This is a genomic window from Roseibium aggregatum, assembly GCF_014692675.1.
GTDB classification, from domain to species: Bacteria; Pseudomonadota; Alphaproteobacteria; order Rhizobiales; family Stappiaceae; genus Roseibium; species Roseibium aggregatum_C.
The window spans coordinates 35,745-61,466 of the sequence record NZ_JABFCZ010000028.1 but is presented as its reverse complement, the minus strand read 5'-3'; the positions used below and the strand labels follow the sequence as shown (position 1 = coordinate 61,466).

Sequence of the window (25,722 nt, the reverse complement as noted above, 5' to 3'; positions counted from 1 at the left end):
CTTGTCATCTGTTGATACGGAATTATGACATCGGCAGATCAACGACCGGGTTGTTTCATGACCAATTTCGACGAATTTGCGGCAAGCTCCGAAAACGCCAGGGCGCTCTGGTACACCGCCCCGGGCGAATGCGCGTTGCGGGCCGCGAAACTTCCCGGTCTTGAGGGCGATATGGTGCTGGTCAGGACCTTGGCAACCGGTGTCAGCCGGGGAACGGAACGCCTGGTTTGCCGTGGAAACGTGCCCCAGGCCGAATGGCAGCGCATGCGCGCGCCCTTCCAGGAAGGCCATTTTCCCTTTCCGGTCAAATACGGCTACGCCGCGGCCGGTATCGTCGAGGCCGGTCCCGATGAATTCCTGGGCAGCAGCGTTTTTTGCCTGTTTCCACATCAGTCAGTCTTTACCGTCTCCGCCGGACATCTGGTCCGGATCCCCTCCGGCATCCCCCTGGAACGCGCCGTGCTGGCCGCCAGCATGGAGACTGCCCTCAATGCTTTATGGGACGGAATGCCTTCACCTGGGGATCACATCTGCGTGGTCGGCGGCGGTGTGGTCGGCCTGCTGACCGCCTGGCTGGCAGCCCGTATCCCCGCAACGCGGGTCACGCTGGTCGACGTCAATCCGGCGAGGCGGGAGATGGCGGAAGCGCTCGGCTGCGCATTTTCGCTGCCGGAAAACGTGCCCCAAAACTTGCCCCATAATCAGGACCTTGTCTTCCACACCAGCGCGACGGCGGCGGGCCTGCAATCGGCTTTGAGCGCGGCCGGTGACGGTGCGACCGTGATCGAGATGAGCTGGTATGGTGACGCGCCGGTTCCCGCCCTTCTCGGCAGCGATTTTCACAGTCGCCGTCTTGTTCTGAAATCCAGTCAGGTCGGCCGCATCCGGGCCGAGCGCCGGGACAGGTGGAGCTTCAAACGCCGCCTGGAAACTGCCATGTCCCTCCTGGCCGACCCTGTGCTCGATCGACTGATCACTCACCGTATTCCCTTCGACAGCGCTCCTGAGCGCCTGCCGGCCCTCTTCGACGACCCGGACGCCCTTGCGGCGGTCCTCACCTACGAATGAACCTGTACTCTCTCCCAATCCGAGGATTTTGAAATCGATGTTTGCAGTTGAAGTCCGAGACCACGTCATGATCGCCCATTCCTTCAAGGGGGAGCTGTTCGGGCCGGCCCAGGCGCTGCATGGTGCCACCTTCGTGGTGGATGCTGCGTTCCAGGCCGCGTCGCTCGATGAAAACGGCGTGGTGATCGATATCGGCCGGGCCCACGAGGCGCTCAAGGAAGTGCTGGAACCGCTGAACTACAAGAACCTGGATGACCTGCCGCAGTTTGCCGGCATCAACACCACGACCGAATTCCTGACCAAATACGTCCACGATCATCTGGCCGCCGCCGCCCGTGACGACCGTCTCGGCCGTCCGGGATCGGAGATCGACGCGATCCGGGTGACCATCTCCGAATCCCATGTCGCCCGGGCCTGGTACGAGGCGCCCGTTGGCTGAGCATCGCCGCCAAATTGCCTTTGCCTATCCCGGCGACCTTGAGACGCCGACCGGCGGCTACGGTTACGACCGCCGGATCATCTCCGGATTGCGCGAGGCCGGCTGGCAGGTCGACCTTGTTCCGCTCGGGGAAGGATTTCCCTTTCCCGAAGTGTCTGTTCTGGAGGAGGCCGTGCGCCGGATCGGGGCCGTGCCGGTGGGCAGCCCGATTGTCATCGACGGCCTGGCCTTCGGTGCGATGGGCGAAGCGGCGGATCGACTGGCGAAGGGCCGCGATCTGATTGCACTGGTGCACCACCCGTTGTTCCTGGAAAACGGTCTGCCGGAAGAAACGGCGGACCGCCTGCGGACCTCGGAGGAAACGGCGCTGGAACAGGCCTGGACAATTATCGTCACCAGCCCGGCGACGGCGGCGCAGGTTCGAGACTGTTTCGGCATTGCCGAGGACAAGATCCATGTCGTCCTGCCCGGCACCGATCGCGCCATGGCAGAAGTGAGGCCTGAAACGGACTGTCCGAACCTGCTTTCCGTCGGCACCATCGTGCCTCGGAAGGGATATGACCTGTTGTTCGACGCGCTGGCAAGGCTGGGGGACCTTTCCTGGCGGCTGGATATTGTCGGCGATACCACGCGGGACGAGGCCTGTTTTCAGTGGCTGTGCGACCGGCTGCGTGAAAACGGGCTGGAAGACCGGGTAACCTTTCACGGCGCCGTTTCGCCGGAAGCCCTGCCGGACTTTTACGGCAAGGCCGATATCTTCGTACTGGCCAGCCGCTATGAAGGCTACGGCATGGCCTATACGGAAGCCCTTGCTCACGGACTGCCGGTGATCGGCAGCGGCGGCGGCGCGGTGCGCGAAACTCTGCCTCAAGGGGCCGCGCTCTACTGCGGCGTGGAGGATGTCGGTCGGCTTACGGCGGCTTTGAAGCGGCTCATTTCGGACAGGGATGAACGCAAGGCTTTCGCGGAGGCTGCGCGCCAAGCCGCCGGGGCTCTGCCGACCTGGCAGGATGCCGTCAATGCCTTTTCCGCTGTTCTGGAGGATCTGAAATGAGCGGCTTTTCCGCCGACTGGCTGCGCTTGCGGGAGCCTGTGGACCTGGCCGCCCGAAACGGGCAGGTCGAAGCCGCATTCCTGTCGGCCCTTCCGAAAGGTCCGGTCCGCCTGATGGATCTTGCAAGCGGTGCGGGGTCAACGGTGGCGGCCTTGTCCGATCGTCTGGGGGCGTCGCAGGACTGGCTGCTGACCGACAACGATCCGGCATTGCTGGAAGTCTCCCGCAAACGGTACTCGCAATTCGGGAAAGGCGCGGTCGCATGCCGGCAGGTGGATCTGTCGGCCGATCTTGCCTCGCTTCCCTTCGCTGAGGTGGACGGGGTGATGACGTCTGCCTTTCTCGATCTTGTGACGCGGCCGTTTCTGGAACGGCTCGTCGGTCTCGTTACCGCCGCGCGGCTGCCGTTCCTTGCCAGCCTGACCTATGACGGGCGCGCCTCCTGCACGCCCGCCGATCCGTTCGACGAGGATATCCGGCAGGCCATGAACGCCCATCAGAAGACGGACAAGGGATTTGGCGCAGCCCTTGGTCCCGATGCGGCGGATGCGGCCGAAGCCCTGTTTGCAGCCGCCGGTTACCGGGTCGTCTCCGGACCCTCGGACTGGCACGCGGGACGGGAGGCGCGGGATTTTCAGCGGGAACTGATTTCCGGCTGGGTTTCAGCGGGTCTGGAGATGGGACTGGAGCCGGAGCGCCTGTCCGGCTGGCTGGACCGACGGATGGAGCAGATATCCGACGGCAACCTCGTGATCGAAGTCGGGCATCGGGACATTGCTGCCATTCCCGTATGAGTCCGTGCCCGAAGGTTCGGCCGCTTTGGCACAGGCCCGAGATGGTTTAGGATCGGAATATTAGCCCGGGGGAGAGACAATGACGGAAGACGTTGCGCGCTACAGCCTGTTCGCGCGAGGCATTCACTGGCTCATGGCGCTTCTGGTCTTCGCCATGGTGCCCGCGGGCATCGTCATGATCCGGATCGGCGGCGGCCCGTTGCAGAACTGGCTGTTCGATTTTCACCGTTCGGTGGGCGTTCTGCTGATGGCCCTCGCACTGATCCGGCTCGCTTATCGGGTGACCCACCCTCCGGCGCCGCTTCCGGCTGAAATCCCGCTCTGGCAGCGTTTGGCGGCCAAGGCGACCCATGTCTTCATCTACGGGTTCCTGATCATCAATCCGTTCGTCGGCTGGGTCGCGACGTCGGCCTATGGCGCGAAGATCCCCGTCTTCGGACTGTTCACCATGCCGGCGATCGTCGCCAAGGACCGCGCGCTCGCCGATCAGCTCTTCAGCATTCACCTGGTGCTGGGAATCCTGTTCACGGCAGCCGTCCTGCTTCATGTCGCCGCCGCTCTTTATCACGGCTTCATCCGGCGTGACGGCGTCCTGCAGCGGATGCTTTGAGGAGCAACTGCCCGCCTGGATAGCGTTCCGTGCAGGATGCTCGTTAGAATATCATAAGCAAAAATACCATGATTACGTAGGGGTGCTTGTCTAAGCGCCTCTATATTTTTGCCTATTATTGTCTATGTTAAATCTATTTAATAAATATTTTAGGTTAACAAATCGCTTTTTAACTTTATCAATAAATTAACCAAGCGTTTTAAGGTAAGTTTATCTATTATTCTCTAGTTAGATATTACGAGGTGCGCAAACAGCCGGATAAAAACAAACCGGCATTATCGACAGGAAACCATTATGACGACCATTATTCGCGAGCTGTTGTCCAAGCACGGCGGCCTTCCCGTTTCCGTTGACCAGTTGAAAGATGCCGACGACCTCTACGAGGCCGGCCTGTCCTCCTTTGCCTCCGTGCAGCTCATGCTGGCGCTTGAGGACGAGTTCGATGTCGAATTCCCGGAAAACCTCCTGAACCGCAAATCGTTTTCGTCCATCGCCGCGATTGCCGAGGCGCTGTCCCAGATCACAGAAGACAAGCAGGTGGCCTGACATGAACAAGGTTGCCGATATCAAGGCGATCAGCCTTGTCGAACGGGCAAAGCGCGCAGCAGCCGTGGCCGCCGAACATGCCGACGATGTCGACGAAAAGGCACGTTTTCCGAAAGAAGCCGTGGCCGCCATGAAGGCCGAAAAGCTCCTGGGGATCCAGATCCCGGTGGCGCTTGGCGGCGAAGGCGCGACGACCGCCGAAATCGCCGAGGTCTGCAGTATTCTCGGCCAGGCCTGTTCAGCGGCAGCCATGACGTTTTCCATGCACCAGATCAAGGCCTCCAGCCTGGTCTCCCATGGGGATGAGGCAAGCTGGCACCGGGACTTCATGACCCGTATTGCCAGGGAACAGCTGTTGCTCGGTTCCGCAACGACCGAAGCCGGGATCGGCGGCAACCTGAGAAACTCCATCTGCGCCATCGAGGTCGATGGAGACCGCTGCCGGCTGGAAAAGGATGCGACGGTCATTTCTTACGGCGAAGAGGCCGACGCCATTCTGGTGACGTCGCGCAGCCACAAGGATGCGGCCCCGTCCGATCAGGTGATGACGGTTTTCCTGAAAGGCCAGTATTCGCTTGAAAAGACCCATGACTGGGACACGCTGGGCATGCGCGGCACCTGTTCCGACGGCTTCCTGTTCAAGGCGGAAGCCCCGGCGGAACAGATCCTGCCCAAGCCGTTCGCCGAAATCGCGGCCCAGTCCATGCTCGCCAATGCGCATATCCTGTGGAGCGCCGTCTGGTTCGGCATTGCCGCCGATGCGGTCAAACGCTCCCAGGCCTTCGTCAAGGCGGCCGCCCGGCGCACGCCGGGTGCAACGCCTCCCGGAGCGCTGCGGCTGGCCGAAGTCTCCGGATTGCTGCAGATGGTGAAATCGACCGTCACCGCCGCAATTGCCGAATTCGACGCCGCCCGTGCCGACGACAACAAGCTGTCGTCCATGGGCTTCGGCGTGGCTATGAACAACGTCAAGATCTCGTCCTCCCAGACGATCCTGACCATCATCAATCACTGCATGCTGATCTGCGGCATTCTCGGTTACAAGAACGGGACGCCCTTCAGCCTCGGTCGGCACCTGCGCGACGCCCATTCCGCGCAGTTGATGATTTCCAACGACCGTATCCTCGGCAACACGTCGACGATGCTCCTTGTCGGCAAGCAAGACACCAGCCTGTTGGGATAAGCAAAATGGATATGCAGACTTCGCTTCTCGACCGGCTGTTTGCGAGCGGCCTTCTGATCGAAACCGGCGTCGACGGTCTTTACGGCCGGTCCGGCAAGTTCGAGGACGTGATTGCCGCCTTCGAACGGTTGATTGAGACCTTCGGCGGCGACGACGGCGCCGAGGCGATCCGCTTTCCGCCGGGCATGAACCGGGCCCATTTCGAGGGCTCCGGTTACATGAAGAGCTTTCCGCAGCTGGCCGGCACCGTGCACAGCTTCTGCGGCTGCGAACTCGACCACATGAACCTCCTGCAGTGCATGGCCGAAGGCGAGGACTGGACCAAGGACCAGCAGGCGACGGATATCGTTCTGACGCCGGCTGCCTGCTATCCGCTTTACCCGACGATTGCCAAGCGCGGCCCGCTGCCCGCCGGCGGCGGCCTGTTCGACCTGCAATCCTACTGCTTCCGCCACGAGCCGTCGAAGGATCCGGCGCGGATGCAGCTGTTCCGCATGCGCGAATATGTCCGCATGGGCACCCCGGCCGAGGTTCAGGATTTTCGCCAGCTCTGGATGGAGCGCGGCCAGAAACTGATCGAAACGGTCGGGCTTCCCGTTCATGTGGATGTCGCCAACGATCCGTTCTTCGGCCGCGCCGGCAAGATGCTGGCGAACAATCAGCGTGACCAGAACCTGAAATTCGAACTTCTGATCCCGGTGACCTCGACCGCCAACCCGACGGCCTGCCTGTCGTTCAACTACCACCAGGACCACTTCGGTTCGACCTGGGGTCTGAAGACCGCCGACGGCGGGACGGCGCATACGGCCTGCGTGGGCTTCGGCCTGGAGCGGATCGCGCTGGCGCTGTTCGCCCATCACGGGCTCGACACCAACGACTGGCCGGCGCCGGTGCGCAAGGCGCTCTGGGGCGCCTGATGCCGAAGGACGTCGACATGGAAGCGGTGTTTCCGGGTCTCGATCCGGCAGCTTACGCACGTCATCCCCTGCACGCGATGACGCGCGACTGGCCGGAGACCAACTGCTATCTCGATATCTGGATCGAGGTGCTGGCCGCTTACGGCGTACCGCCGGAAGCCTGTCTCGGCTTTGCGGTCACCCAGGATTTCGAGGGCGACCAGTTCACCTTCTTCAAGGTGCCGCTGGAGGATCTGGAGGCGCTTTACGGCATCCGCGTCACCGAGCTTGCGATCTACGACCGTGTCGAGCGCCACGTGGAAGAGCAGATCCGCCGCGGCCGGCTGACGCTGGTCGAGATGGACAGCTATTTTCTCCCCGATACGCAAGGAACCTCCTACCGGAGCGAACACGGCAAGACCACGGTCGCGATCAACCGGCTCGATGTCGAAGGCCGGACGATGGATTACTTCCATAATCTCGGACTGCACCGGCTGGAGGGCGAGGATTTCGACGGCATCTTTCATAGGGATGCTCCGGAAGGCGCATTGCCGTTCCTGCCGTACACGGAGTTCGTCAAGTTTCCCGAAGACGGTGTTCCGGCGCGGGAACGGATCGGGGAGACGGCCGCCGGTCTGCTTGCCCGCCATCTGTCGCGCAGGCCGAAGGCCAATCCGATTGCGGCCTTCGCCAGGGTGTTCCCTGAGCAGGTCGAAAAAGTCGCCGACCGGCCGTTCGGTTTCTTCCATCTTTACGCGTTCAACACGCTGCGCCAGCTCGGTGCGAATTACGAGCTGTTCTCCGCGCATCTGGACTGGATGACGGCAGAAGGCGTTGCCGACCTGAGCGGATCGGCCGACGCCGCAAGGGTGATCTCGGCGACCGCCAAGACGGTCCAGTTCCAGCTGGCCCGCGCCGTGATGCGCAAGAAATTCGACAAGCTCGCTCCGGCCCTGCAGCCGGCAGCGGACGCCTGGGACACCATCATGGACACTCTCGATACCCGGCTCGGCAAGGCCGCGTCGAAAGCAGCGTGAGACGCGGTTCGGCCGAGCGATATGAATAGGGGCAAGACGGTTTCTGTCAGGGGGCGCTATAAAAAATGCTGACGGAAGGCTGGTCTCTTGCCGTGGCGGAGGCCGGAGGGATCAAGGACCCCTCCGGCCTCTCCACATTGACCGACTGGGTTCGAGCCAGGGTTCCCGGAACGGCGGCGGAAGCCTTGGCGCTTGCCGGCCGTTACGATCCCGAAAATCCCACGCCCTTGCATGACAAGGATATCTGGTACGTCACCGAATTCGCCGCTGATGAACCCGGTCGCCGCATCCTGCGTTTCGACGGCCTGGCGACGATCGCAGAGGTCTACCTCAACGACGAGAAGATCCTGGAAAGCCGGAACATGTTTCTTGGTCACGAGGTTCCCGTCGAGCTTCGCCCGGAAAACCGGCTGGTGCTCTGCTTCCGGGCGCTGCAGCCGGTTCTCGATGAAAAGGGCCCCCGCGCGCGCTGGCGTCCGCAGCTTGCAACCTCACAGGGCCTGCGCCTCGTCCGCACCACGCTTTTAGGGCACATGCCCGGCTGGTGCCCGGATGTGCATGCGGTTGGTCCCTATCGCCCGATCTCCCTGGCCGGCACGTCGACCCCGCGCGTGACGGCCAGGGAGATCGGGGCGACCGTCGACCGGTCCGGAAACGGGGTCCTTGCCGTCTCGGCGGACCTTGAAGGCAACAGCGGCGCACCGGTGCTGGGGTGCTGCGGCACGCGCACCCACATGGTGCGTGGCGGCGACGGCCGCTGGTCCGCGACACTGACCATTCCCGGTGTCGAACCATGGATGCCGCACACCCATGGCAAGCCGGCCCTGCACGATGTCCGCATCCTGTGCGGCGACACGGACCTCGATCTCGGCCGCACCGGTTTCCGGACGATCGACGTTGACCGGGGGGCGGACGGCAAGGGTTTCGGACTTGTCGTCAACGGCGTGCCGGTTTTCTGTCGCGGCGCGGTCTGGACCAATGCCGATATCCTGCGCCTTCCCGGCGACCGGGACAACTATCGCTCGTGGCTGGAACTGGCGCGCGATGCGGGCATGAACATGCTGCGCATCGGCGGCACCATGACCTATGAGACGCGCGCCTTCTTCGAGCTTTGCGACGAGCTCGGCATCCTCGTCTGGCAGGACTTCCAGTTCGCCAATCACGACTACCCGGTCAAGGACGAGGCCTTCGTCGAAACGGTTGAGGCGGAAGCCCGCTACCAGCTGGACGTCTGTCAAGGCTGTCCGTCGCTTGCCGTGCTGTGCGGCGGCAGCGAGATCTACCAGCAGGGCGCGATGATGGGCCTGCCGGAAAGCCGCTGGAAAGGGCCGCTGAGCGAAGAGATCCTGGCGGCAATCAGCCGCGACCGGCGCCCGGATGTGGCTTACGTGGCCAATTCCCCCTGTGACGGCGCTCTGCCGTTTTCCCCGAACGAAGGTATCGCCCATTATTACGGCGTCGGCGCCTATCAGCGTCCGCTGGAGGATGCCCGCCGCGCCGATGTCCGCTTCGCGGCCGAGTGCCTGGCCTTTTCAAACGTGCCCCAGGGCGAAACCCTTGCCGAACATCTATCGGCGAAACCCGTCCACGATCCGCGTTGGAAGGCGCGGGTTCCCCGCGACCGGGGCGTCGGCTGGGACTTCGAGGATGTGCGCGATCACTATTTCAAGGAGCTTTACGGCCTCGATCCGGCGACTGTTCGCTATGGCGATCCCGACCGTTACCTCGATCTGTCGCGGGCGGTGACCGGCGAGGTCATGGCGGCGACCTTCGCCGAGTGGCGGCGCAAGCGATCGTCCTGCCGGGGCGCGCTGGTCTGGACCTTTCAGGATCTGCTGCCGGGCGCTGGCTGGGGGATCGTCGATGCGACCGGAATTCCGAAGCCGGCGTATTATGCGCTGAAGCGCACCTTCCAGCCGATACAGGTTACCCTGACCGATGAAGGCACGAACGGTCTTGGCGTTCACGTCCTCAACGAGACACCGGAGACGAAGCCGCTTGTGCTGACGCTCGCCTGTCTGCGCGATGGCAGCGTGCCCGTCGTTTCCGGGCGCCGCGAGCTGGACCTGGCCCCGCGCGAAGCGCAGGAGATCGCGGCCACCGATCTGTTCGGCGCGTTCTTCGACGTGACCTATGCCTACCGCTTCGGCCCCCCGGCGCACGATGTCACCGTGGCGCGGCTGATCGATCCGGCAACGGATGAGGTTTTGTCCGAAGCCTTTCATTTCCCGCAAGGCTATCCGCAGGCGCGCCTGCCGCTGGAAATCGAGGGGGAGCTGGAGCAGGCCGGCGAGGGGACCTGGACGCTTCGTCTCGAAGCCAGACGCTTCGCCCAGTCCGTGCATCTCGACATTCCGGGGTTCCAGGTTGCCGACGACTGGTTCCATCTGGCGCCGGGGGCCGGGAAGAAGCTGATGCTGGTGCGCAAGGCCGGAACCGATCCGGACCTGTTGCCCGTTGTTCAGCTTGCAGCCCTGAACGGGCTGGCGCCGAAGACTTATTCGGCCGCCTGAGACCTGACCGCTTGCCCGTCATTCCAGCGCGCATTGAGCAGAGCCTGATCCAGAAGCGACAGCAGATGCTGCTGCGCATCTTCCGGTGTCAGGTTGTGGTCCGCATTCGGAACGATCGTCTGAACGACATTCGGGTAGGCCTTCAACCCTGAGAAATCGGCGCCGAAATAGCGGGCGAGTTCGTCCAGGCTGCCGTCATTTTCGCAATTGACCACATGCACCGGGATGCCGCGCCGGGCCATGGCATCGAAATTGGAAAAACACGCCCGGCGGAAGCGGCCGAGTTTGGTCAGCGGCCCGAGATAGGGCGCCAGTTTGCGCGAGAGGCGGTCGCTTACGTGACTGAAGATATGCCCGCCGGCCCTGATGAGATCGACCTTGCCGGTCAGGACCCGTTTGACCGTTTCCAGCCTCATCGCCCGGCGCCGGTATTCGTCGAGCGGCCTTGCGCCGGATCTGAGCGCCGCCTCGACATCCTCACCCGGATCCCAGATCAGCCTGAGCTGGTTGATCAGCATGACGCCTTTGACGCGCGCATCCAGGACGGCCTCGTTGAAGGCCACATAGGCCCCGCTGCAGCGCCCGACGAGAAAGACAGGACCGGGCGCTTCCCGTTCCAGAAAATCGAGGGCGACGGAGACGTCGTTGAAGGCTTCCTTCGTGTAGATCACCTGATCGGGCAGTCCGTCGGTCTGCGGACTGTCGCCGATGTTCGCCATGTCGAACCGCAGCGAGGTGATGCCTTTACGGGCAAGCTCGCGTGCAGCCCGGACCCAGATCCGGCCCCAGCCGATATGGTGGCCGTAGCCGGTATTGAGGAAGACCGCGGTCGCCCCCGTGCTGTCGCCTGTTTCCGGCCGGCACAGGACGCCGAAGAACTGGCCGTTCGGTCCGAAGGTCACCGGTTGTTCGACAAATCCGTCGCCCTTGACGATGACGGTCTGCGGTGAGGCCGCAACGCCCGGGCGGTCTGCATCCGATGCCGAAGCGAAATTGGTCTTGCTCCAGGAAACGATGTCGGCAATCGCCTTCGGCGGGACCACCGAAGTGGTCGGCGCCGCCATCAGCGCGAAATAGCCTTCGAAGGTCTCGCATTGGACCTTAAGCCCCTTTTCCGCAAGGCTCCCGGCGAAGGCGTTGTCGTTCTCGTTGCCCTCGCGGGTGAGAACCAGGCATCTGGGCCGGGTCGAAAGATCCAGTTTGTCCAGATTGATCGTCTTGAGGTCCGCCTGCAGCTTTTCGGACATGGCAAAACCGGAAAAGCCGGTGTCGCCATGGATGCCCTGCAGCGCCAGGCCGAGCCCCTCGTTGGTCACATTGGCGTGGAGCTGCACTTCGCGCATGTAACGGCGTCCGCTCGCCACCGGTCCGGCGAGCACGACACCGTCCACGTCCTTGCGCCGTTGTGCGGCCAGGAAAGCAATCGCGGAACCGATGCCGAGACCGAGGTAAAGAATACGGCTGCAGCCGGAAAGCTCTTTCAGCCGGTCCGCGGCGTCAACGGCCGTGCCGATCCAGCCCTCCAGACCCGTGTCCGGAACGGGATCGCGCATGTTGACCGTTCCCGGGTAATCGGCGCGCAGGACGGGAAAGCCCGCATCTGCGAGGTCTTCGGCAAGTCGTCTCAGGAACTTGCGGCTGCACAATTCGTCATACCCCCAGGCGCCGCAGAACACATAGCCGGTCGAGCCTGACGCGGCATGGTAGAGTGCGAAGTCTTCGCCGAGCGAAACCGGAAGGGCGGCGGAGCGGGGCATGGCAGTCGGGTACCTTTTGTCTTCCATTCCAGTGAGTGAACCTGACGGCGTCAGTTGGCCGGCTGAGGTGTTCTGAGCAGGCGGGCAAGAGACACGGCAATTCCGGCGAGACGCCCCGGAAGGGCCTTTCTCAGGCTGGTCGTCAGGCTGTCGATGTCGCCGTTGGGGATCGCTCTCAATAGCCGCAGCGCCAGCAGATAGACCAGCGCGCCTGCTGGGATTGCGATGCATAGACCGGCAAGGCCGGGGACGACCAGAAGCAGGCCATAGGCGGCACCAGCACAAAGCGCGGAGGCGAGACTGATCCGTGCCAGGCCGGAAAGCGGCGCGGGGAGCTTCAGATGTTTCTGGTTGTGCCAGAGAAGCCACGCCAGGGTGACGATATTCACGCCTGCGCGGACCCATGCCGCACCTTCGCCGCCGTAAAAGGGCGTGATCGCCAGGTTGAGCGCGATCAGAACGACAGCGGAAATCGCGGCCGCGTGCAGCATGGTCTGATCCCGCTCGCGCGCCTGCATCGCCGCCATCGGGATCAGCGCCAGGGCCTGGGCGACGGTAAACAGGGTGAGCACAATGGACATGTGGACGGCGGGGACGAACTCGCTGCCGAACACAAGCGGAAGGAGCGCCGGCATGACGGCAGCGCCGCCGAAACAGGCGGGCATCAGGAACAGGCTCATCCAGCGCAGGGCGCGCTGGTAACTGAGGGCGAACTGGGCGTCATTTTCCGTGTCGTGCAGGCGGCCGAAACCGGGCGTGAGCCCGGCCAGCATGAACATGGCAAGCTGGATGACCAGGCTGTTGAAGGTCATGCCGGCGGCGAAATAGCCGACCTCGGTGATGGTGAAGAACCAGCCGATGAAGAGAAACTCGATCCGGGTGCGGACAAAGACATGGAGTCCGCCGGAAATCCAGGAATTCCGGCCGTAGCGGCGCATCTGGTCCGTAACAGCATCCTGGGAAGGGCGGGGTTTGACCTCCAGATAGTGCCGAACGGCCAGGCCCTGCGGCAGGTGCCGGACCAGGTAGCCGAGCATGGCTCCCGGAGCACCGAAAAAATAGGCGCCGGCGATCACCGCAGGGATCTGAAGAAAACAGCCGATCGCGGTGTATCTGGCAACTTGCGAAAACTGTCCGAGCCCGCGGGCGGCGCCGATTGCCAGGTTCCCGTGGGCATAGATCAGAAAGATGATGGCGGTGACGGCCCACAACAACCCGGCATCCGATGTCTCGGTCTGTCCGGCCCAGACGGCATAGATCACAAAGCAGGCAAACACGACAACGGTCGGCCAGAGGAAACGGGGATAAAGGGCCCGGAGGAGCCCGCTGCCGGAGGTGCCGGCATCGCTTCCCCTTGTATCGCTTCCCCTTTTATCGCTTCCCCGGGCCATATAGCGCAGCAGAATGGAGGGGGTGCCGCGATCCGCAAGCGCCGTTGCGGAAAAAACCAGCCAGAGGGCAAAGGCCGTCGATCCGGTCCCGTCCGCCCCGAGGATGCGGGCGATCAGGATGGTGCTGAAAAGTCCGGCCACCAGCGATCCCATTCCGGCCACCGTGTTGATGATGCTGGCGCTGATCAGACTTTGCATGGGATGACAATGCCTTCATGCGATGACCATGAGGCCACCGGGACGATTACGGTTCCAGAATATGTCCGGCATCCCGGCGCGCAGGCGGATGGCCGGCCGGACGTGTATGTTTGGCCGATCAATAGCAGCAACAGATTTGCGAAACCCTAATTGTGTGAACTTTCCGACCGTCCTGGACGCTGTATGACGTGTCATTTTCATGTGTTTTGTCCGGATGCAGGCGCTCGTCAAATTTCGCAGGACATTTAGGGAAAAATTCAAGGTTTCGGTTTTTAGTCTGGCCACGGTTCGCCGCCCGGCTCCCGTAACGGATTCAGGGCATTTAAGAACGCACCCGGAAGGATTGTTCATGGATTTCATCACGCCCGGAGCAGGCAGGAAACCGCCCCTGTGGAAGCGGGCGCGGCACTTGCTCTGGCGCCTGATTTCCGTTCTTCCCGACCGGCCCTATCTTGCAATCAAATACGCCTCGATCGTCGGCCGCTTTCCAGACCTGAAGCACCCCAGGCGCTTTACGGAAAAGCTGCAGACACGCAAGATCGAGGATCGCAACGCGCTTTATCCGAGCCTAGTCGACAAGGCCGATGCCAAGCGGTTTATCGCCGAGCGCGCCGGCGAGAAATATGTCATTCCGACGCTCTGGGTCGGGACGGATCTGGCAGAGGTCGATTGGGACACCATTCCCCTGCCGGCCGTGGTGAAACCGACCCATGCGAGTGCGCACGGATTTTTCCTGCGCACGGCGAAGGACATTGAAACGCTCATGGCCGCGCGGCCGGAGGAAAGCTGGCTGGCCTTGCGTCACGACCGGGTCAACCGGGAATGGGCCTACAAGGATCTGACGCCCAGGATCATCATCGAAAAGATGCTGGAAGACGGCGGCCGGCCGCTGACCGATTACCGGCTGTTCGCCTTCAACGGAGAGGTGGTTCACATCGAGCTGCGGTTCCCGAAGGACCGAGGCATCTATGAGTACACCTACGCGCCGGACTGGAAACGGCTGCCGGTCAGGACGGGCGACTACCTCTACTCCACCGAAGAGGCACCGAAACCGGCCCGGCTTGCGGAAATGCTGGATGTGGCCCGCAAGCTCAGCAGGGGCATCAGCTTCATGCGCGTGGACCTCTATGCGTCCGATGACTGGATCTACGCCGGCGAACTGACGCTTTACCCGGCCGGCGGCTTCGAAACCTATCAGCCGGAAGACTACGATCTCCATCTTGGACGCGAGTGGGAGCGTTGCAACGCCTGACGGCACCTTCCGACACTGTTTTTTATGAGAAACGGTCCGCACATGAAAATTTTCAAATTCACATCCCAGCCGTTTCTGTCCGATATGCGCAAGGTCAGCACCCATTTCATTGCCGAGGAATGGGCGAAAGCCGGTCACACCGTTCATGTGGCCACCGTCGGTCTGAGCTATCTGACCCTGCTGAAAAACAAGGCGCTGTTTCAGCGGCTGTCGGTGGCTCAAAAGAACCGGTTTGCGGAGACAAGTCCGGGACTGTTCGCCTCTGCCTACATGCCGCCGCTGCATCCGTTCAGCTCCGGCAAGCCGTTGTTAAACATGCTCAACCGGCCGTTCTTCGGTCTCTACGGCAGCATGATCCCCGGCTACATGAAGACACCGCTGGCAGAAGCAGATGTGGTGATCTTCGAACCGGGAACCTGCCTGAGTTTTTACGAAGCCGTCAGGCGCTTCAATCCGAAAGCCGCGTGCGTGTATATCCAGCGGGACTGGCTGGAGACAATAGGCGCCGCCGCCGTTCTCCAGGAGATGGAACAGCGGATGTACCGGACACTTGATCTCGTGATCACGCCGTCGTCGAAAATCGCAGCCGAGGTGCCCGCGCCGTGCCGTGTTGAAATCGTGCCTCAGGCGATCAACAAGGACCTGTTTGACGCCGACACGGTCTCGCCCTATCCGGAAAACACGCGCAATGCGATTTCCGTCGGCAACATGCTGTTCGACGAGACGTCCCTGCGTGCCATGGCCGAAGCCGCTCCGGACGTGACGTTTCATATCTTCGGAGCGCATTTCGCCGGTCCGCGACCTGCAAATGTGATCGAGCACGGCGAAAAGCCGTTTGCCGAGCTCATTCCATATATGAAGCATGCCGATTTCGGCATCGCGCCCTACCGCATTTCGCCGAACGAACTCTATCTCGCCGAAACCAGCCTGAAATTCCTGCAATACGCCTATTGCCGCTTGCCGGTATTGACGCCGGACCTGATTGAAGACGGGCGCGGCAACCTGATCGGCTATTCGCTGGAGGGGGAAACCGATTGGCCGGGCAAGATCCGTGCAGCCCTGACGATGGAAAAGAGCGACCGTTTTCAAGACGGCATCCTGACGTGGGAAGAAGTGGCGGAGAAAATCCTGGAACTGGCACAGGCCTCGGTGCCGGCTGAAAAGGCCGCATAGGGTCCTGCCGCGTTTACACAATCGAAACCCTGTTCCCAAATTCGCCGGCTTTCGGGCTCCTCGGCAAGAAGCCATTTAGGTCGAAAGACTATTCTTTTGCCGTGCTGATCGCGGGCTCCTGGGGAGCGTCTGCCTCGCGCAAGGGATGACATGCCGATGAACGCCAATCCGCCGATGATGACGCATGTGGAGGGAGCAGAAGGTCTGGAAGACTTTCGGGATGTCCATCTGTTGCATGTGGTGCGCCAGTATGCACCCATGGTCGGCGGGCTGGAGGATTTCGTCCGCAATCTCGTCGCACGGCAGAAGGGCCGGTTTGCCTCCGTGCGGGTTCTTACGCTCGACCGTCTGTTCATCGATCCGGACCGGCGCCTGCCGGAAGACGTCATTCTCGACGGCATCCCGGTTCACCGGATCCCGTTTTACGGCAGCAGCCGCTATCCGGTCGCACCGGCCGTCTTTTCCAGTCTCGGTGAGGCCGGCCTGATCCATGTGCATGCGGTCGATTTCTTTTTCGATGCACTGGCGCTGACAAAACCGTTTCACCGGCGCAAGCTGGTCGCGACCACCCATGGCGGCTTTTTTCACACCGAACAGAGCCGGGGTTTGAAGAAGGTCTGGCTCAACACCATGACCCGGCTGTCTTCCCGTTTCTACGACGGGATTGCCTGCTGCTCGGAGAACGACCTGGCGATGTTCCGCAGACTGGCGCCGTCCAGGACCCGGCTCATCGAAAACGGCGTCGACCTGTCGAAATTTCACGACGCGTCGGCGCCCGCACCGGAAAAGCGGATCGTCACCATCGGCCGGTTTTCCGCCAATAAACGCCTCGATCGGACCCTGGATGCGCTTCAGTACCTGGTCCGGACCGATCCGGCCTGGCAACTCGACATCATCGGCTCTCCCTCCGACCTGTCGGTCGCCGATCTTGAGGACCTGACGGCGGCGCGCGGTCTTGAACGCCATGTCCATCTGCATCTGGGCCTGTCCGACGAGCAGGTCAGGGACGTCCTGTCCGCAAGCAGCATCTTCGTCAGCGCGTCCGAATACGAAGGCTTCGGGATTGCGCTCATCGAGGCGTTGAGCGCAGGGCTCATTCCCGTCGTCCAGCCGAATACCGCATTCCGCTCGCTCGCCGAACGCCATCCGATGGTTCATCTGGCCGATTTCGCCGATCCCGAACAGGCCGCCGGCACGATTACCCACGCCATGGCCGAACTGGTCCGGGATCCGGTTACCAGACAATCCGCGATCGTCTCAGCCGGTCAGCACGGCTGGACAGCCGCCGCCGCCGCTTATGACGCGCTTTACAGAAGCGTCCTCGGCTGAAAACGGCACGGCAGGCTTTTCCGGACGGGCCTTCCGGTCCAGGTGAAAATGGTCCACATCTGAACGCGGCCTCACCGCTCATCCGGTTTGCTCCCCTTTCGGGAGTCAGTTAATTTCCGTCCCGGTCCTGTTCGCCAATCTCCGCATGGCAAGCCGGGAGGCGCATCATAGAGACATCCGAAAAAAGGAGCATGGCTATAGCGTTGGTGGTGCTTGCCGCCGTCGTCTACAATGCCATTCTGGCGGTCATCAATGCCCACGTCCGGGACCTGTCGCTTACGAGCGTCGCCGCGACGGAACTGCTGATCATGTTCGCCGCGGTTCTCATCATCCTCAAGAAAGGGATTTACGAGGAGGACCTGGCGCCGCTTTTCTATCTGCTGATCACGCTGTTTCTGACCGTCTACGTGTCCGTGATCAATCATCTCCTCATCATCGACTATTTCCGCAATGTGCTGGTCATTTTCTGTTTCGTGACCCTGGGCACATGGACGAACGACAGAACGGTCAAGTTCATTTTCATGACCGCCAGCATCCTGGTGTTCGCCTTTCTCGTGATGGAGATATTCCTTCTGGATCAGTATGCGGACTTCTTCTATCCGGCGAAATATTTCGAGAACACGCGTGGGATCGCGCAATTCGAGATCGGCAATTCCAAGCTTTTCCGGAATGCGCTCGGTTTCGAAGGCCGGTTTTCCTTCGGCATCATCGACCACAGGTCGTCGTCTCTGTTCCTGGAACAGGTCTCGCTCGCCAATTTCTCCGGCGTGATGATGATCTATCTCGTGTCGCTCTGGGGCCGGTTTTCGCCGCGTGAGCGGGCGTTCTGCATCCTCACGATCGTTCTGATCCTGGTGACCAACGACACCCGCACGATGATGATTTTCTCCGTCATCAGTTTTATCGGCTATTTCCTGTTTCCCCATGTGCCGAGGATCCTGGGCTTTCTGGTCATGCCGGCGTTTCTGGCGATGGGGTTTGCGGTCTACGCCCTGAAGCCGGACGCCACCGGCGACAACATTCCAGGTCGCGTGGTCACGACCATGAAGAATTTCGCCGATGTCGATCTGCTGACCCTGCTCGGCTTTTCGGCGGAACGGGCGTCGTCTTTCGCCGACAGCGGCTACATCTATGTCGTCGTCATCGGCACCATCTTCAGCTTTCTGTTCCTGTGGCTGTTCGTGACGCTTTATCCCGCCTGCGACCATCCCGACGAGCGCCGTTTCGCCCATTCACTCTCTGTTTTTATTTTCATGAATATGATGATCGGCGGTACGGCGATCTTTTCGATCAAAATAGCCGGCCTTTTGTGGTTGCTGGCTGGTCACCTGAAGTTTTCACGCCGGGGCAGGATTGCCGCGGATGCCAGGCTGGAACCGGTTTCAGTGCGCTAGGGTCTTCAGGAGACCGGAATGCTGGTTCAGCTTCAGTATGTCAGGGCGATCGCCGCCCTTGTGGTGGTTTATTTTCACAGCGTCCTGCAATTGCACAACGTTCACCCGGGCGCGGTCCTGGGCAGCGTGGTCTTCGGTGAGTACGGCGTCGATCTGTTTTTCGTCCTCAGCGGTTTCGTGATGTGGCTGACAACGGCGAACCGGAAGATCGGACCGGTCGAGTTCTACAAGCACCGCATTGAACGGATTGTGCCCCTCTACTGGGCGCTCACCCTGGCGGCGGCCGCCATCGCGCTGTTGTTGCCCGCCTATCTCAAGTCCACGCAGTTCGACCTGCCCCATCTGCTGGCCTCTCTCTTTTTCATCCCGTGGGTCAATCCCGCCGAAGCGAACGGTGGCATGATCGCGCCTGTCATCATTCCCGGCTGGACGCTGAACTACGAGATGTATTTTTATCTGATTTTCGGCGCTCTTCTTCTTTTGCCAGAAAACAGGCGGATCGCGGCGCTGTTCGCTGTGGTCGGCGGGATCTTCCTGGTCGCGCATGCCATTCCGGGAAACTCCACCGCTTCCATGTTTTACGGCTATTCGGTCGTGTTCGAGTTCCTGGCAGGTGTCGTGGTCGCCCGTCTGTATCTGGCCCGCGTGCTGATCCGGCCGCGCCGGGCCGTTATTCTTGCGGGGCTGGGCACCGTCGTCCTGATCTGGGCCGATTGCATGGATCTGGCGGTCCCGAGGGTGGTTGCCGCAGGCGTTCCGTCCGTGGTGATCATATACAGCCTGGTCTCGCTCGATTTTTCCAAAATCCGGGAATTCCGCTTCCTGCACAGGCTCGGAGATGCGTCCTACAGCCTCTACCTCACTCATGTCTTTACGCTTGTTGGGGTCCGTATCGGCTATCGCATGCTGCCGTTCGACTGGATGAAAAACGAGGTTCTGTTCGTGGCGATCTGTATCGTCGCCTCCGTCATCGTAGCGCTCTTCGTCTACCGGTTCTACGAGAGGCCGTTCGCGGCCTTTTTCAAAGGCCAGAGGCAGGCGAAAAAGGCCTCAGGCGGCTATCTTTCGGCCCGGGAGACCGCATGAAAAACCCGCTGGCAGGCTGTTTCGGACGGGCGGTTCGGGGCACGACCGTTCTCCGGATGCTGTCGATCCTGGGAGGCACGTTGGTCCTGCAGTCCTCTGCCGGTGCGGCCGGGGTCTGTTTCCACGGTGTCAATATCTCCGGTGCGGAATACGGTGTCGATACGGCCGGCGTCTACGGCACGAATTACGTCTATCCGTCGGAAAAGACCGTCCGGTATTTTGCCGAAAAGGGAATGAACATCGTTCGCCTGCCTTTCCGCTGGGAGCGGCTTCAGCCCGTTCTCGGCGAGCGGCTCGACACGGGCGAGCTTGACCTGCTGCGCAAGGCGGTCGAACTGATCCGCTCCTACAAGATGAAGGTCGTACTGGATCCGCATAATTTCGGCTACTACCACAAGAAGAGGCTGGGCACCGCCGACCTTCCGGCACGGGCCTTCGCCGACTTCTGGATCAGGCTGTCGATCGAATTCGCCAATGACGACGACATCATTTTCGGACTGATGAACGAACCTTTCGATATTCACGCGACCGACTGGCTGTCGGCGGCCAATCAGGCCATTGCGGGGATCCGGGCCGGTGGCGCGCGCAATCTCATTCTCGTGCCCGGCACCCACTGGAGCGGGGCCTCGAGCTGGGAACAGGAATTTCCGGTGGGCGTCAACGGCGACGTCATGGGCGGCGTGAAGGATCCCGGGAACAACTTCGCCTATGAGGTTCATCAGTATCTCGACGAGGATTCATCGGGCACCCACGACACATGCCCGAAGGCAAAGGAAGCGGTCGAAGGCCTGGAGCGTTTCACGCAATGGCTCAAGCGGCACGATGCCCGGGGTTTCCTGGGGGAATTCGGCGGCTCGAAGGACAAGGCCTGCCTCGCGGGCCTGACGGCGATGGTCGAGGCAATGGAAAGTGCGCCGGAGCAGTGGTTGGGCTGGACCTATTGGGCTGCGGGCGACTGGTGGCCGGAAACCGAAGGCAACAATATCCAGCCGACGGCAAGCGGAGACCGGCCGCAACTGGCGGCAATTCTGGAAGGGATCGGCACAGGCGAAAGACCGTCCTGTTCAACGCTCCATTAACCTTGTTTTTCTACGCTGTCGGCGTGTGTCTAGAATGGCTGTTGCGTAAAGGCGTACGGGTACCCGATGAGCCGGTATGACGATGAATGGGATCCTCCTGAGTGGGAATATTCTTCAGGCCGCAGGTCCCCCTATCCGGCGCCCGAAAGACCGCGCCGGCGCGTGCCTGCGCGGCTGCCCCAGGAAAAGCTTGTCGCAATTGCGCGCGCGCGCAACGAATCCCTGAAGCCGCAGGACGGACGCAACCCGCGACAGAAGGGCCGGGACCGGTCCCGCCGCCGGGAAAGCATCACCCGCAAGCTGCTGCCGTTTTTCCGCCGAAGCAGTCCGGTGGTCGAACCGGAATACATCTCCTATCCGGCAAGGAGCAGGAATGGCGGCTACCGTTACGTGCCCGCAATCAGCCCGGACGAACCGCTTCTCGATATCCGTTCTGTGGTCCGCGCCGCTTATGACAGCCGGCGTCTCATCGCCTTGTTGCTGCTGCTCGGAATGATCGGCGGCGGGGCGGCAACGCTGATGCTGTCACGCAAATATACGGCCCAGTCGAGCCTCTATTTCGATCCGATGCAGATCCAGTTCAACTTCGACGGCCAGTCGCAGAGTTCGGCAACAGCCCAGTCGGCGGCCGCCTTCATCAACAGCCAGATCCGGATCCTGACGTCCAATGCGGTGCTGCAGAATGTGGTCGAAAAGCTCTCGCTCACAAACGATCCGGAATTCGCAGGCGCCGATGCCGGATCTGCAGCGCCCTATGCGGTCGCCTCGTCGCTGAAGAAAGCCGTGACCACGTTGCGCGACGACAATTCCTATATCGTTGCGCTGAATGTCACGACGCATGAGCCGGCGAAATCGGCGGAAATCGCCAACGCCATCGTCACGTCCTTCCTGGACTATGAGAACAAGTCCGTTTCCGAACTCTATTCCGGGATCAACACGGCTCTCGACCAGCGGCTCGTCGACCTGAGCAAAAAGGTGCATGCGGCTGAAACGGCGGTGGACGATTACCGCGCAAAGAACGACATGGTCACCGCCAAGGGGGACCTTATTTCGGAAAGCCGGCTGGCGGCGCTCAATGACGCCCTGGTCGAAGCCCAGCAGAAAACCATCGAGGCGATGGCGAAGGTCGATGCCGCAAAGCGACTCAGCCTTGCGGACGCGGTCGCCGGCATGAGCGACAGCGAAGTGACATCGGCCACCCTTGTCGATTTGCGCCGCCAATATGCCGTGGCGGCCTCTAATCTCGGCAGGCTGGAAAGCCAGCTTGGAAGCCGCCATCCGTCCCTGACGGCCGCAAAGGCCTCGCTCGATGGACTGCGAGCGGAAATCAACAAGGAACTGAAGCGGATTGCGTCGGTCGCGCAAACGGAACTGTCCCAGGCGAAAAAGGCCGAACAGGACATCGCCAAGGAGCTGGCCGCGCAGAAGGCCCTCAAGCTGAGCAACACGTCGAACCAGGCCGAACTCAACAACCTGGAACTTCAGGCCACCGCCGCGCGCAATATCTACGAGGCCGTCCTGAAAAAGACCCGCGAGACGAATGAAGAGCGCAATATAACCCAAAGCAATGTCCGGGTGATCGAAAAGGCGGAGCCGCCCACAAGGGCCAACGGCCCCGGCCGGTCCGTGCTTCTGGTCGCCGGCGTCATCGGCGGGGCGTTTTTCGGTTTCGGTGCAGGTCTGTTCTTCGCGATCATGCGCAGACTGGTACGGCACCCTCTCGTCCGCTCCTATTTCGCCCCGAACGGCTACAGCTGAATTGTGCACCCGGGATCGGCCGGTGTTCGACAACGGCTCGGGCTTTTTTCGATCCCTGTCTGCGGCTGTTTGGCTTCCCGAAACTGTTCTTGAACTTTATTGCTGGCACAAACGCACCGCGGAGAGACTTCCGACAGGGTGACGCGGCTTGGTTAACCGCTCCCAAATTGAGGACGGTGGGCAAAAGATTCCGAATGCTTTCGCTTGGAAAAAGCTTTGAATCTCAAGCAATATAGGCGGCCTCTTAGTAAGCATGGTTTACATTGCGTAAAATTAAGATTTTGCCTATGTATCGTTTAGGTGCTGGTTAACCTAATAATGTTTCGACAAGCGAAATTTATTCAGTTTTTAGAAAAAAGGACTACATTACCCTCCGTAAAACGGCCTATCCGAATGCGGAATAATAATCGTTTAAGGGTCTGAGCAATCCGATGCTGGCACGAAATCAGGACATCGACTTCATACGGGAGATCGATACGGCGGAAATCGGTCCGCTGAGTATATTGCGCATGGAGCGGGACGAGGCGATCGACCTGGTCCGCACCGCGGTGCTTTCGCGTCAGCGCATGGACATTGCCATCTGCAATGCTCACACGATCCTCTCCGCGCTCGATGATCCCGGTTATGCCGAAACCCTCCAGTCACTGACGCTGTTCAATGACGGTCTGGGCACCGAACTGGCCAGCAAGATCATTCACGGCAAGGGCTTTCCCGACAACCTCAACGGAACCGACCTCGTTCCCGCGATCCTGGCGGAAATCGGCGTCCCGTTGCGGATTTATCTGCTCGGAGCGGCCGAGGAACAGGTCCGGGCGGCCAAGGCGCATATAGCCGAAACCTATCCGCACCATTCAATCGTCGGGTTCCGTAACGGCTATTTTGATCTTGGCGATGCGGAAGAGATCTGCGAGATGGTGAAAGCGGCAAACCCCGATCTGCTCCTGGTAGGCATGGGAAATCCGCGCCAGGAACGCTTCATTGCGCAGCACGCGGATCGGACGGGCGCCACCGTCGCGATCGGTGTCGGTGCCCTGTTCGACTTCATGTCCGGTGCCGTCATCCGCGCGCCCAAACCGATCCAGAACATCGGCCTGGAGTGGCTGTTCCGGCTGCTGCAGGAACCGCGGCGGCTCTCGAAACGCTACCTGATCGGCATTCCCAGGTTCTTCTACAAGATCCACGGCCTGAAACGATCCGGCAAGGCGTCCTCAAGCTCTAAGTGACGGTCTGCGCGACAAGGCGCAGGACATCTTCGATATCGCTGCGGGTCTGTGCACCGGCCGGTGCCGGCCGGTCGATCATGATCACCGGAATCCGCAAGCGTCTTGCCGCCTCGATCTTGCCGTGGGACAGGCTGCCCCCGCTGTTCTTCGAAACCAGATGGGTGATCCGGTGCGTGCGCAGAAGATCCTCCTCCGCCTCCACGGTTTGTGCGGGCCGGCTCAGTTCCAGATGCCAGTGACCGGGAAGGGGAACATCCGGCGGCTCGATCATCCGCGCCACGGCGAAAAGATCACTTCGATGGCTGAAGGCTGCGATTTCCTTGCGGCCGATTGCCAGAAAGACGCGCGCCTCAGACGGGAGCCTTTCGGCGGCCTCCGCGAGGCTTGAAACACGTTCCCATCGTTCGCCCGGTTCCGGTTCCCATTCCGGCCGTTCGAACCGGATCAGAGGCACGCCCCCGGCCTTTGCGGCTTGCACGGCGTTCCTGCTGATCTGCTCCGCGAAGGGATGAGTGGCGTCGATGACCAGGGTCACCTGTTCCTGTTCGATGAATGCGGCGAGGCCTTCCACGCCGCCGAAGCCGCCGGTTCTCGCCGGAATGCCGGGATCGGGAATATCCGACACCGCGCCGGCAAAGGACGCCGTCAGCCTGACATCGGGAAACCGGTCTGCGAGCGCGCGCGCCAGTTGTCTGGCCTCGGGCGTTCCCGCAAGGATGAGAATATGATGTCGCTCACTCATCCCAGCCGGTTTCCCCGGTCACATGGCCGTCGCGGTCAACGATCAGCACTTCCACCTCGACCGGCGCGCCGCGCAGGATCTCCAGAACGGCGGCCTTCGTCCTGTGCGCCAATGGCGTGCTCAGATCGATCCCGCTTTCCAGCGACAGGTCCAGCACCTCCTTGGCGGTATTCGCGTGGAGTGCGGCGTCGCACAGTGGCTGCGGTGCGCCCTGGTCCGCCAATAGATCCGCAAGGAAGGCGAAGTCGACCCGGCTGCGGGCCGAATGCAGGTCGAGTGCGCCCTGCGCCAGCTTGGTGAACTTGGCAAAGCCCCCGGCAAGGGTCAGCCGGGCGACTGGATGCGCGCGCAGGTATTTCAATAACCCGCCGGCAAAGTCGCCCATGTCGAGATAGGCGGCTTCGTCCAGATCATAGCGGGCCCGCACCGCGCCTTCAGAAGTGGAGCCGGTTGCGCCGACCACATGGGTCATGCCCGTCGCCCGGGCGACATCGATGCCTCTGTGGATCGAGGCAATCCAGGCGGCACAGGAGAATGGCCGCACGATGCCGGTGGTGCCGAGCACCGACAGGCCGCCGACAATGCCGAGCCTGCCGTTCAGGGTCTTCTTTGCCAGCTCCTCGCCGCCGTCGATGGAGATTTCGATTTCCACGTCTCCGGCAAGGCCGGTCAGTTCGGAGACTTCCGCGATCGCCTGGCGCATCATCTCCCGCGGCACCGGATTGATCGCCGGTTCGCCGGGCGGTATCGGCAGGCCGGGACGGGTCACGGTACCGACCCCTTCGCCTGCCTTGAACACGATACCGCTGCCCGAGGGCAAGGGCCGGACCGTCGCACTGACAAGCGCGCCATGCGTGACGTCCGGATCGTCTCCGGCATCCTTGATGATTGCGGCGGAGGCGGACCCCTTGTTCAGCGCATGGCGGGCCAGCGCAAACGAGGTGGCGCCGCCCCTGGGGAGCGAAATATCCACAGGGTCTGGAAAATCGCCTGTGGCGAGTGCTGTGAAGGCCGCCTTGACAGCACCTGTGGCACAGGCGCCTGTTGTCCAGCCGCGTCTGAGATGTTGAGGTTCGGCTCCGCTCATGGCTGCCTTTATAGCGTGAATTTCAACTGAGGCACCGGTCATTTACGGCCCATGTCGCATGCGCGCGCATTCAGGTTGCCATAGCGCTTGGCGTTCCCGGCAAGGCCGGATAG

General features: G+C 61.6%; 22 protein-coding genes. 18 read left to right on the top strand and 4 right to left on the bottom strand.

The genetic code is table 11. The features are described 5' to 3' along the window. The first annotated feature begins 57 nt into the window (after positions 1-57). The 10 genes from HK439_RS22110 to HK439_RS22065 all read left to right on the top strand — a co-directional run bounded on the left by HK439_RS22110 (position 58) and on the right by HK439_RS22065 (position 10,140). On the top strand, positions 58-1,068 hold the full coding sequence (locus HK439_RS22110) for a zinc-dependent alcohol dehydrogenase (RefSeq protein ID WP_190293653.1): 1,011 nt from the start codon (positions 58-60) through the stop codon (positions 1,066-1,068). 37 nt (positions 1,069-1,105) lie between these two features. After that, positions 1,106-1,507 carry a 6-pyruvoyl trahydropterin synthase family protein gene (locus HK439_RS22105; protein WP_190293652.1) on the top strand — a complete coding sequence of 134 codons (402 nt, stop codon included), beginning with the start codon at positions 1,106-1,108 and terminating at the stop codon, positions 1,505-1,507. Beyond that, positions 1,500-2,561, top strand: a complete 1,062-nt coding sequence (locus HK439_RS22100; protein ID WP_209011993.1) for a glycosyltransferase family 4 protein — start codon at positions 1,500-1,502, stop codon at positions 2,559-2,561. The genes HK439_RS22105 and HK439_RS22100 overlap by 8 nt, the downstream gene beginning before the upstream one ends. After that, on the top strand, positions 2,558-3,355 hold the full coding sequence (locus tag HK439_RS22095) for a class I SAM-dependent methyltransferase (protein WP_190293650.1): 798 nt from the start codon (positions 2,558-2,560) through the stop codon (positions 3,353-3,355). The genes HK439_RS22100 and HK439_RS22095 overlap by 4 nt, the downstream gene beginning before the upstream one ends. Before the next feature lie 79 nt (positions 3,356-3,434). Further along, the gene (locus tag HK439_RS22090) at positions 3,435-3,965 is read left to right on the top strand and encodes a cytochrome b (protein WP_190293649.1); all 531 of its coding nucleotides are present in this window, start codon (positions 3,435-3,437) and stop codon (positions 3,963-3,965) included. Positions 3,966-4,259: 294 nt separating this feature from the next. Further along, positions 4,260-4,511, top strand: a complete 252-nt coding sequence (locus HK439_RS22085; RefSeq protein ID WP_190293648.1) for an acyl carrier protein — start codon at positions 4,260-4,262, stop codon at positions 4,509-4,511. Between the two features lies 1 nt (position 4,512). Beyond that, positions 4,513-5,694 (top strand): acyl-CoA dehydrogenase family protein, encoded by a 1,182-nt coding sequence (locus HK439_RS22080; protein WP_190293647.1) that lies wholly within the window; start codon positions 4,513-4,515, stop codon positions 5,692-5,694. A gap of 5 nt (positions 5,695-5,699) precedes the next feature. Further along, on the top strand, positions 5,700-6,611 hold the full coding sequence (locus HK439_RS22075; protein ID WP_190293646.1) for an amino acid--[acyl-carrier-protein] ligase: 912 nt from the start codon (positions 5,700-5,702) through the stop codon (positions 6,609-6,611). Positions 6,612-6,628: 17 nt separating this feature from the next. Next, on the top strand, positions 6,629-7,627 hold the full coding sequence (locus HK439_RS22070) for a DUF1839 family protein (RefSeq protein WP_190293672.1): 999 nt from the start codon (positions 6,629-6,631) through the stop codon (positions 7,625-7,627). 65 nt (positions 7,628-7,692) lie between these two features. Continuing rightward, positions 7,693-10,140 (top strand): glycoside hydrolase family 2 protein, encoded by a 2,448-nt coding sequence (locus tag HK439_RS22065; protein WP_190293645.1) that lies wholly within the window; start codon positions 7,693-7,695, stop codon positions 10,138-10,140. Here the strand turns inward: HK439_RS22065 and HK439_RS22060 are convergent. Then, on the bottom strand, positions 10,125-11,897 hold the full coding sequence (locus tag HK439_RS22060; RefSeq protein WP_190293644.1) for an alpha/beta fold hydrolase: 1,773 nt from the start codon (positions 11,895-11,897) through the stop codon (positions 10,125-10,127). The genes HK439_RS22065 and HK439_RS22060 overlap by 16 nt on opposite strands. 50 nt (positions 11,898-11,947) lie before the next feature. Continuing rightward, positions 11,948-13,486 carry a lipopolysaccharide biosynthesis protein gene (locus HK439_RS22055; protein ID WP_190293643.1) on the bottom strand — a complete coding sequence of 513 codons (1,539 nt, stop codon included), beginning with the start codon at positions 13,484-13,486 and terminating at the stop codon, positions 11,948-11,950. A gap of 349 nt (positions 13,487-13,835) precedes the next feature. Here HK439_RS22055 and HK439_RS22050 point away from each other — a divergent pair, with 349 nt between their 5' ends. From HK439_RS22050 to HK439_RS22015, 8 genes are all read left to right on the top strand, one after another. Beyond that, positions 13,836-14,738: an ATP-grasp fold amidoligase family protein gene (locus HK439_RS22050; RefSeq protein ID WP_190293642.1), complete on the top strand. Its 903-nt coding sequence runs from the start codon at positions 13,836-13,838 to the stop codon at positions 14,736-14,738. A 42-nt stretch (positions 14,739-14,780) separates the two neighbouring features. Further along, positions 14,781-15,911 carry a polysaccharide biosynthesis protein GumK gene (locus HK439_RS22045; RefSeq protein ID WP_190293641.1) on the top strand — a complete coding sequence of 377 codons (1,131 nt, stop codon included), beginning with the start codon at positions 14,781-14,783 and terminating at the stop codon, positions 15,909-15,911. A 156-nt stretch (positions 15,912-16,067) separates the two neighbouring features. Further along, complete coding sequence (locus HK439_RS22040) at positions 16,068-17,240, top strand: glycosyltransferase family 4 protein (RefSeq protein WP_209011992.1); 1,173 nt, start codon at positions 16,068-16,070, stop codon at positions 17,238-17,240. A gap of 191 nt (positions 17,241-17,431) precedes the next feature. Then, positions 17,432-18,634 (top strand): hypothetical protein, encoded by a 1,203-nt coding sequence (locus HK439_RS22035; RefSeq protein WP_209011991.1) that lies wholly within the window; start codon positions 17,432-17,434, stop codon positions 18,632-18,634. 18 nt (positions 18,635-18,652) lie between these two features. Then, positions 18,653-19,720, top strand: coding sequence for an acyltransferase family protein (locus tag HK439_RS22030; RefSeq protein ID WP_190293640.1), 1,068 nt, complete (start codon positions 18,653-18,655; stop codon positions 19,718-19,720). 56 nt (positions 19,721-19,776) lie between these two features. Continuing rightward, positions 19,777-20,799: a glycoside hydrolase family 5 protein gene (locus tag HK439_RS22025; RefSeq protein WP_190293669.1), complete on the top strand. Its 1,023-nt coding sequence runs from the start codon at positions 19,777-19,779 to the stop codon at positions 20,797-20,799. Between the two features lie 162 nt (positions 20,800-20,961). After that, complete coding sequence (locus HK439_RS22020) at positions 20,962-22,557, top strand: GumC family protein (protein WP_190293639.1); 1,596 nt, start codon at positions 20,962-20,964, stop codon at positions 22,555-22,557. Positions 22,558-22,988: 431 nt separating this feature from the next. Next, positions 22,989-23,780: a WecB/TagA/CpsF family glycosyltransferase gene (locus HK439_RS22015; RefSeq protein ID WP_190293638.1), complete on the top strand. Its 792-nt coding sequence runs from the start codon at positions 22,989-22,991 to the stop codon at positions 23,778-23,780. On the opposite strand, the gene HK439_RS22010 is transcribed toward HK439_RS22015, so the two are convergent. Both HK439_RS22010 and HK439_RS22005 read right to left on the bottom strand, forming a co-directional pair. Next, a complete protein-coding gene (locus tag HK439_RS22010) occupies positions 23,773-24,522 on the bottom strand; it encodes a cobalt-precorrin-6A reductase (RefSeq protein ID WP_190293637.1) in 750 nt (249 codons plus the stop codon). The two genes, HK439_RS22015 and HK439_RS22010, sit on opposite strands and share 8 nt — an antisense overlap. Then, positions 24,515-25,609: a cobalt-precorrin-5B (C(1))-methyltransferase gene (locus HK439_RS22005; RefSeq protein ID WP_190293636.1), complete on the bottom strand. Its 1,095-nt coding sequence runs from the start codon at positions 25,607-25,609 to the stop codon at positions 24,515-24,517. The genes HK439_RS22010 and HK439_RS22005 overlap by 8 nt, the downstream gene beginning before the upstream one ends. Positions 25,610-25,722: the final 113 nt, after the last annotated feature.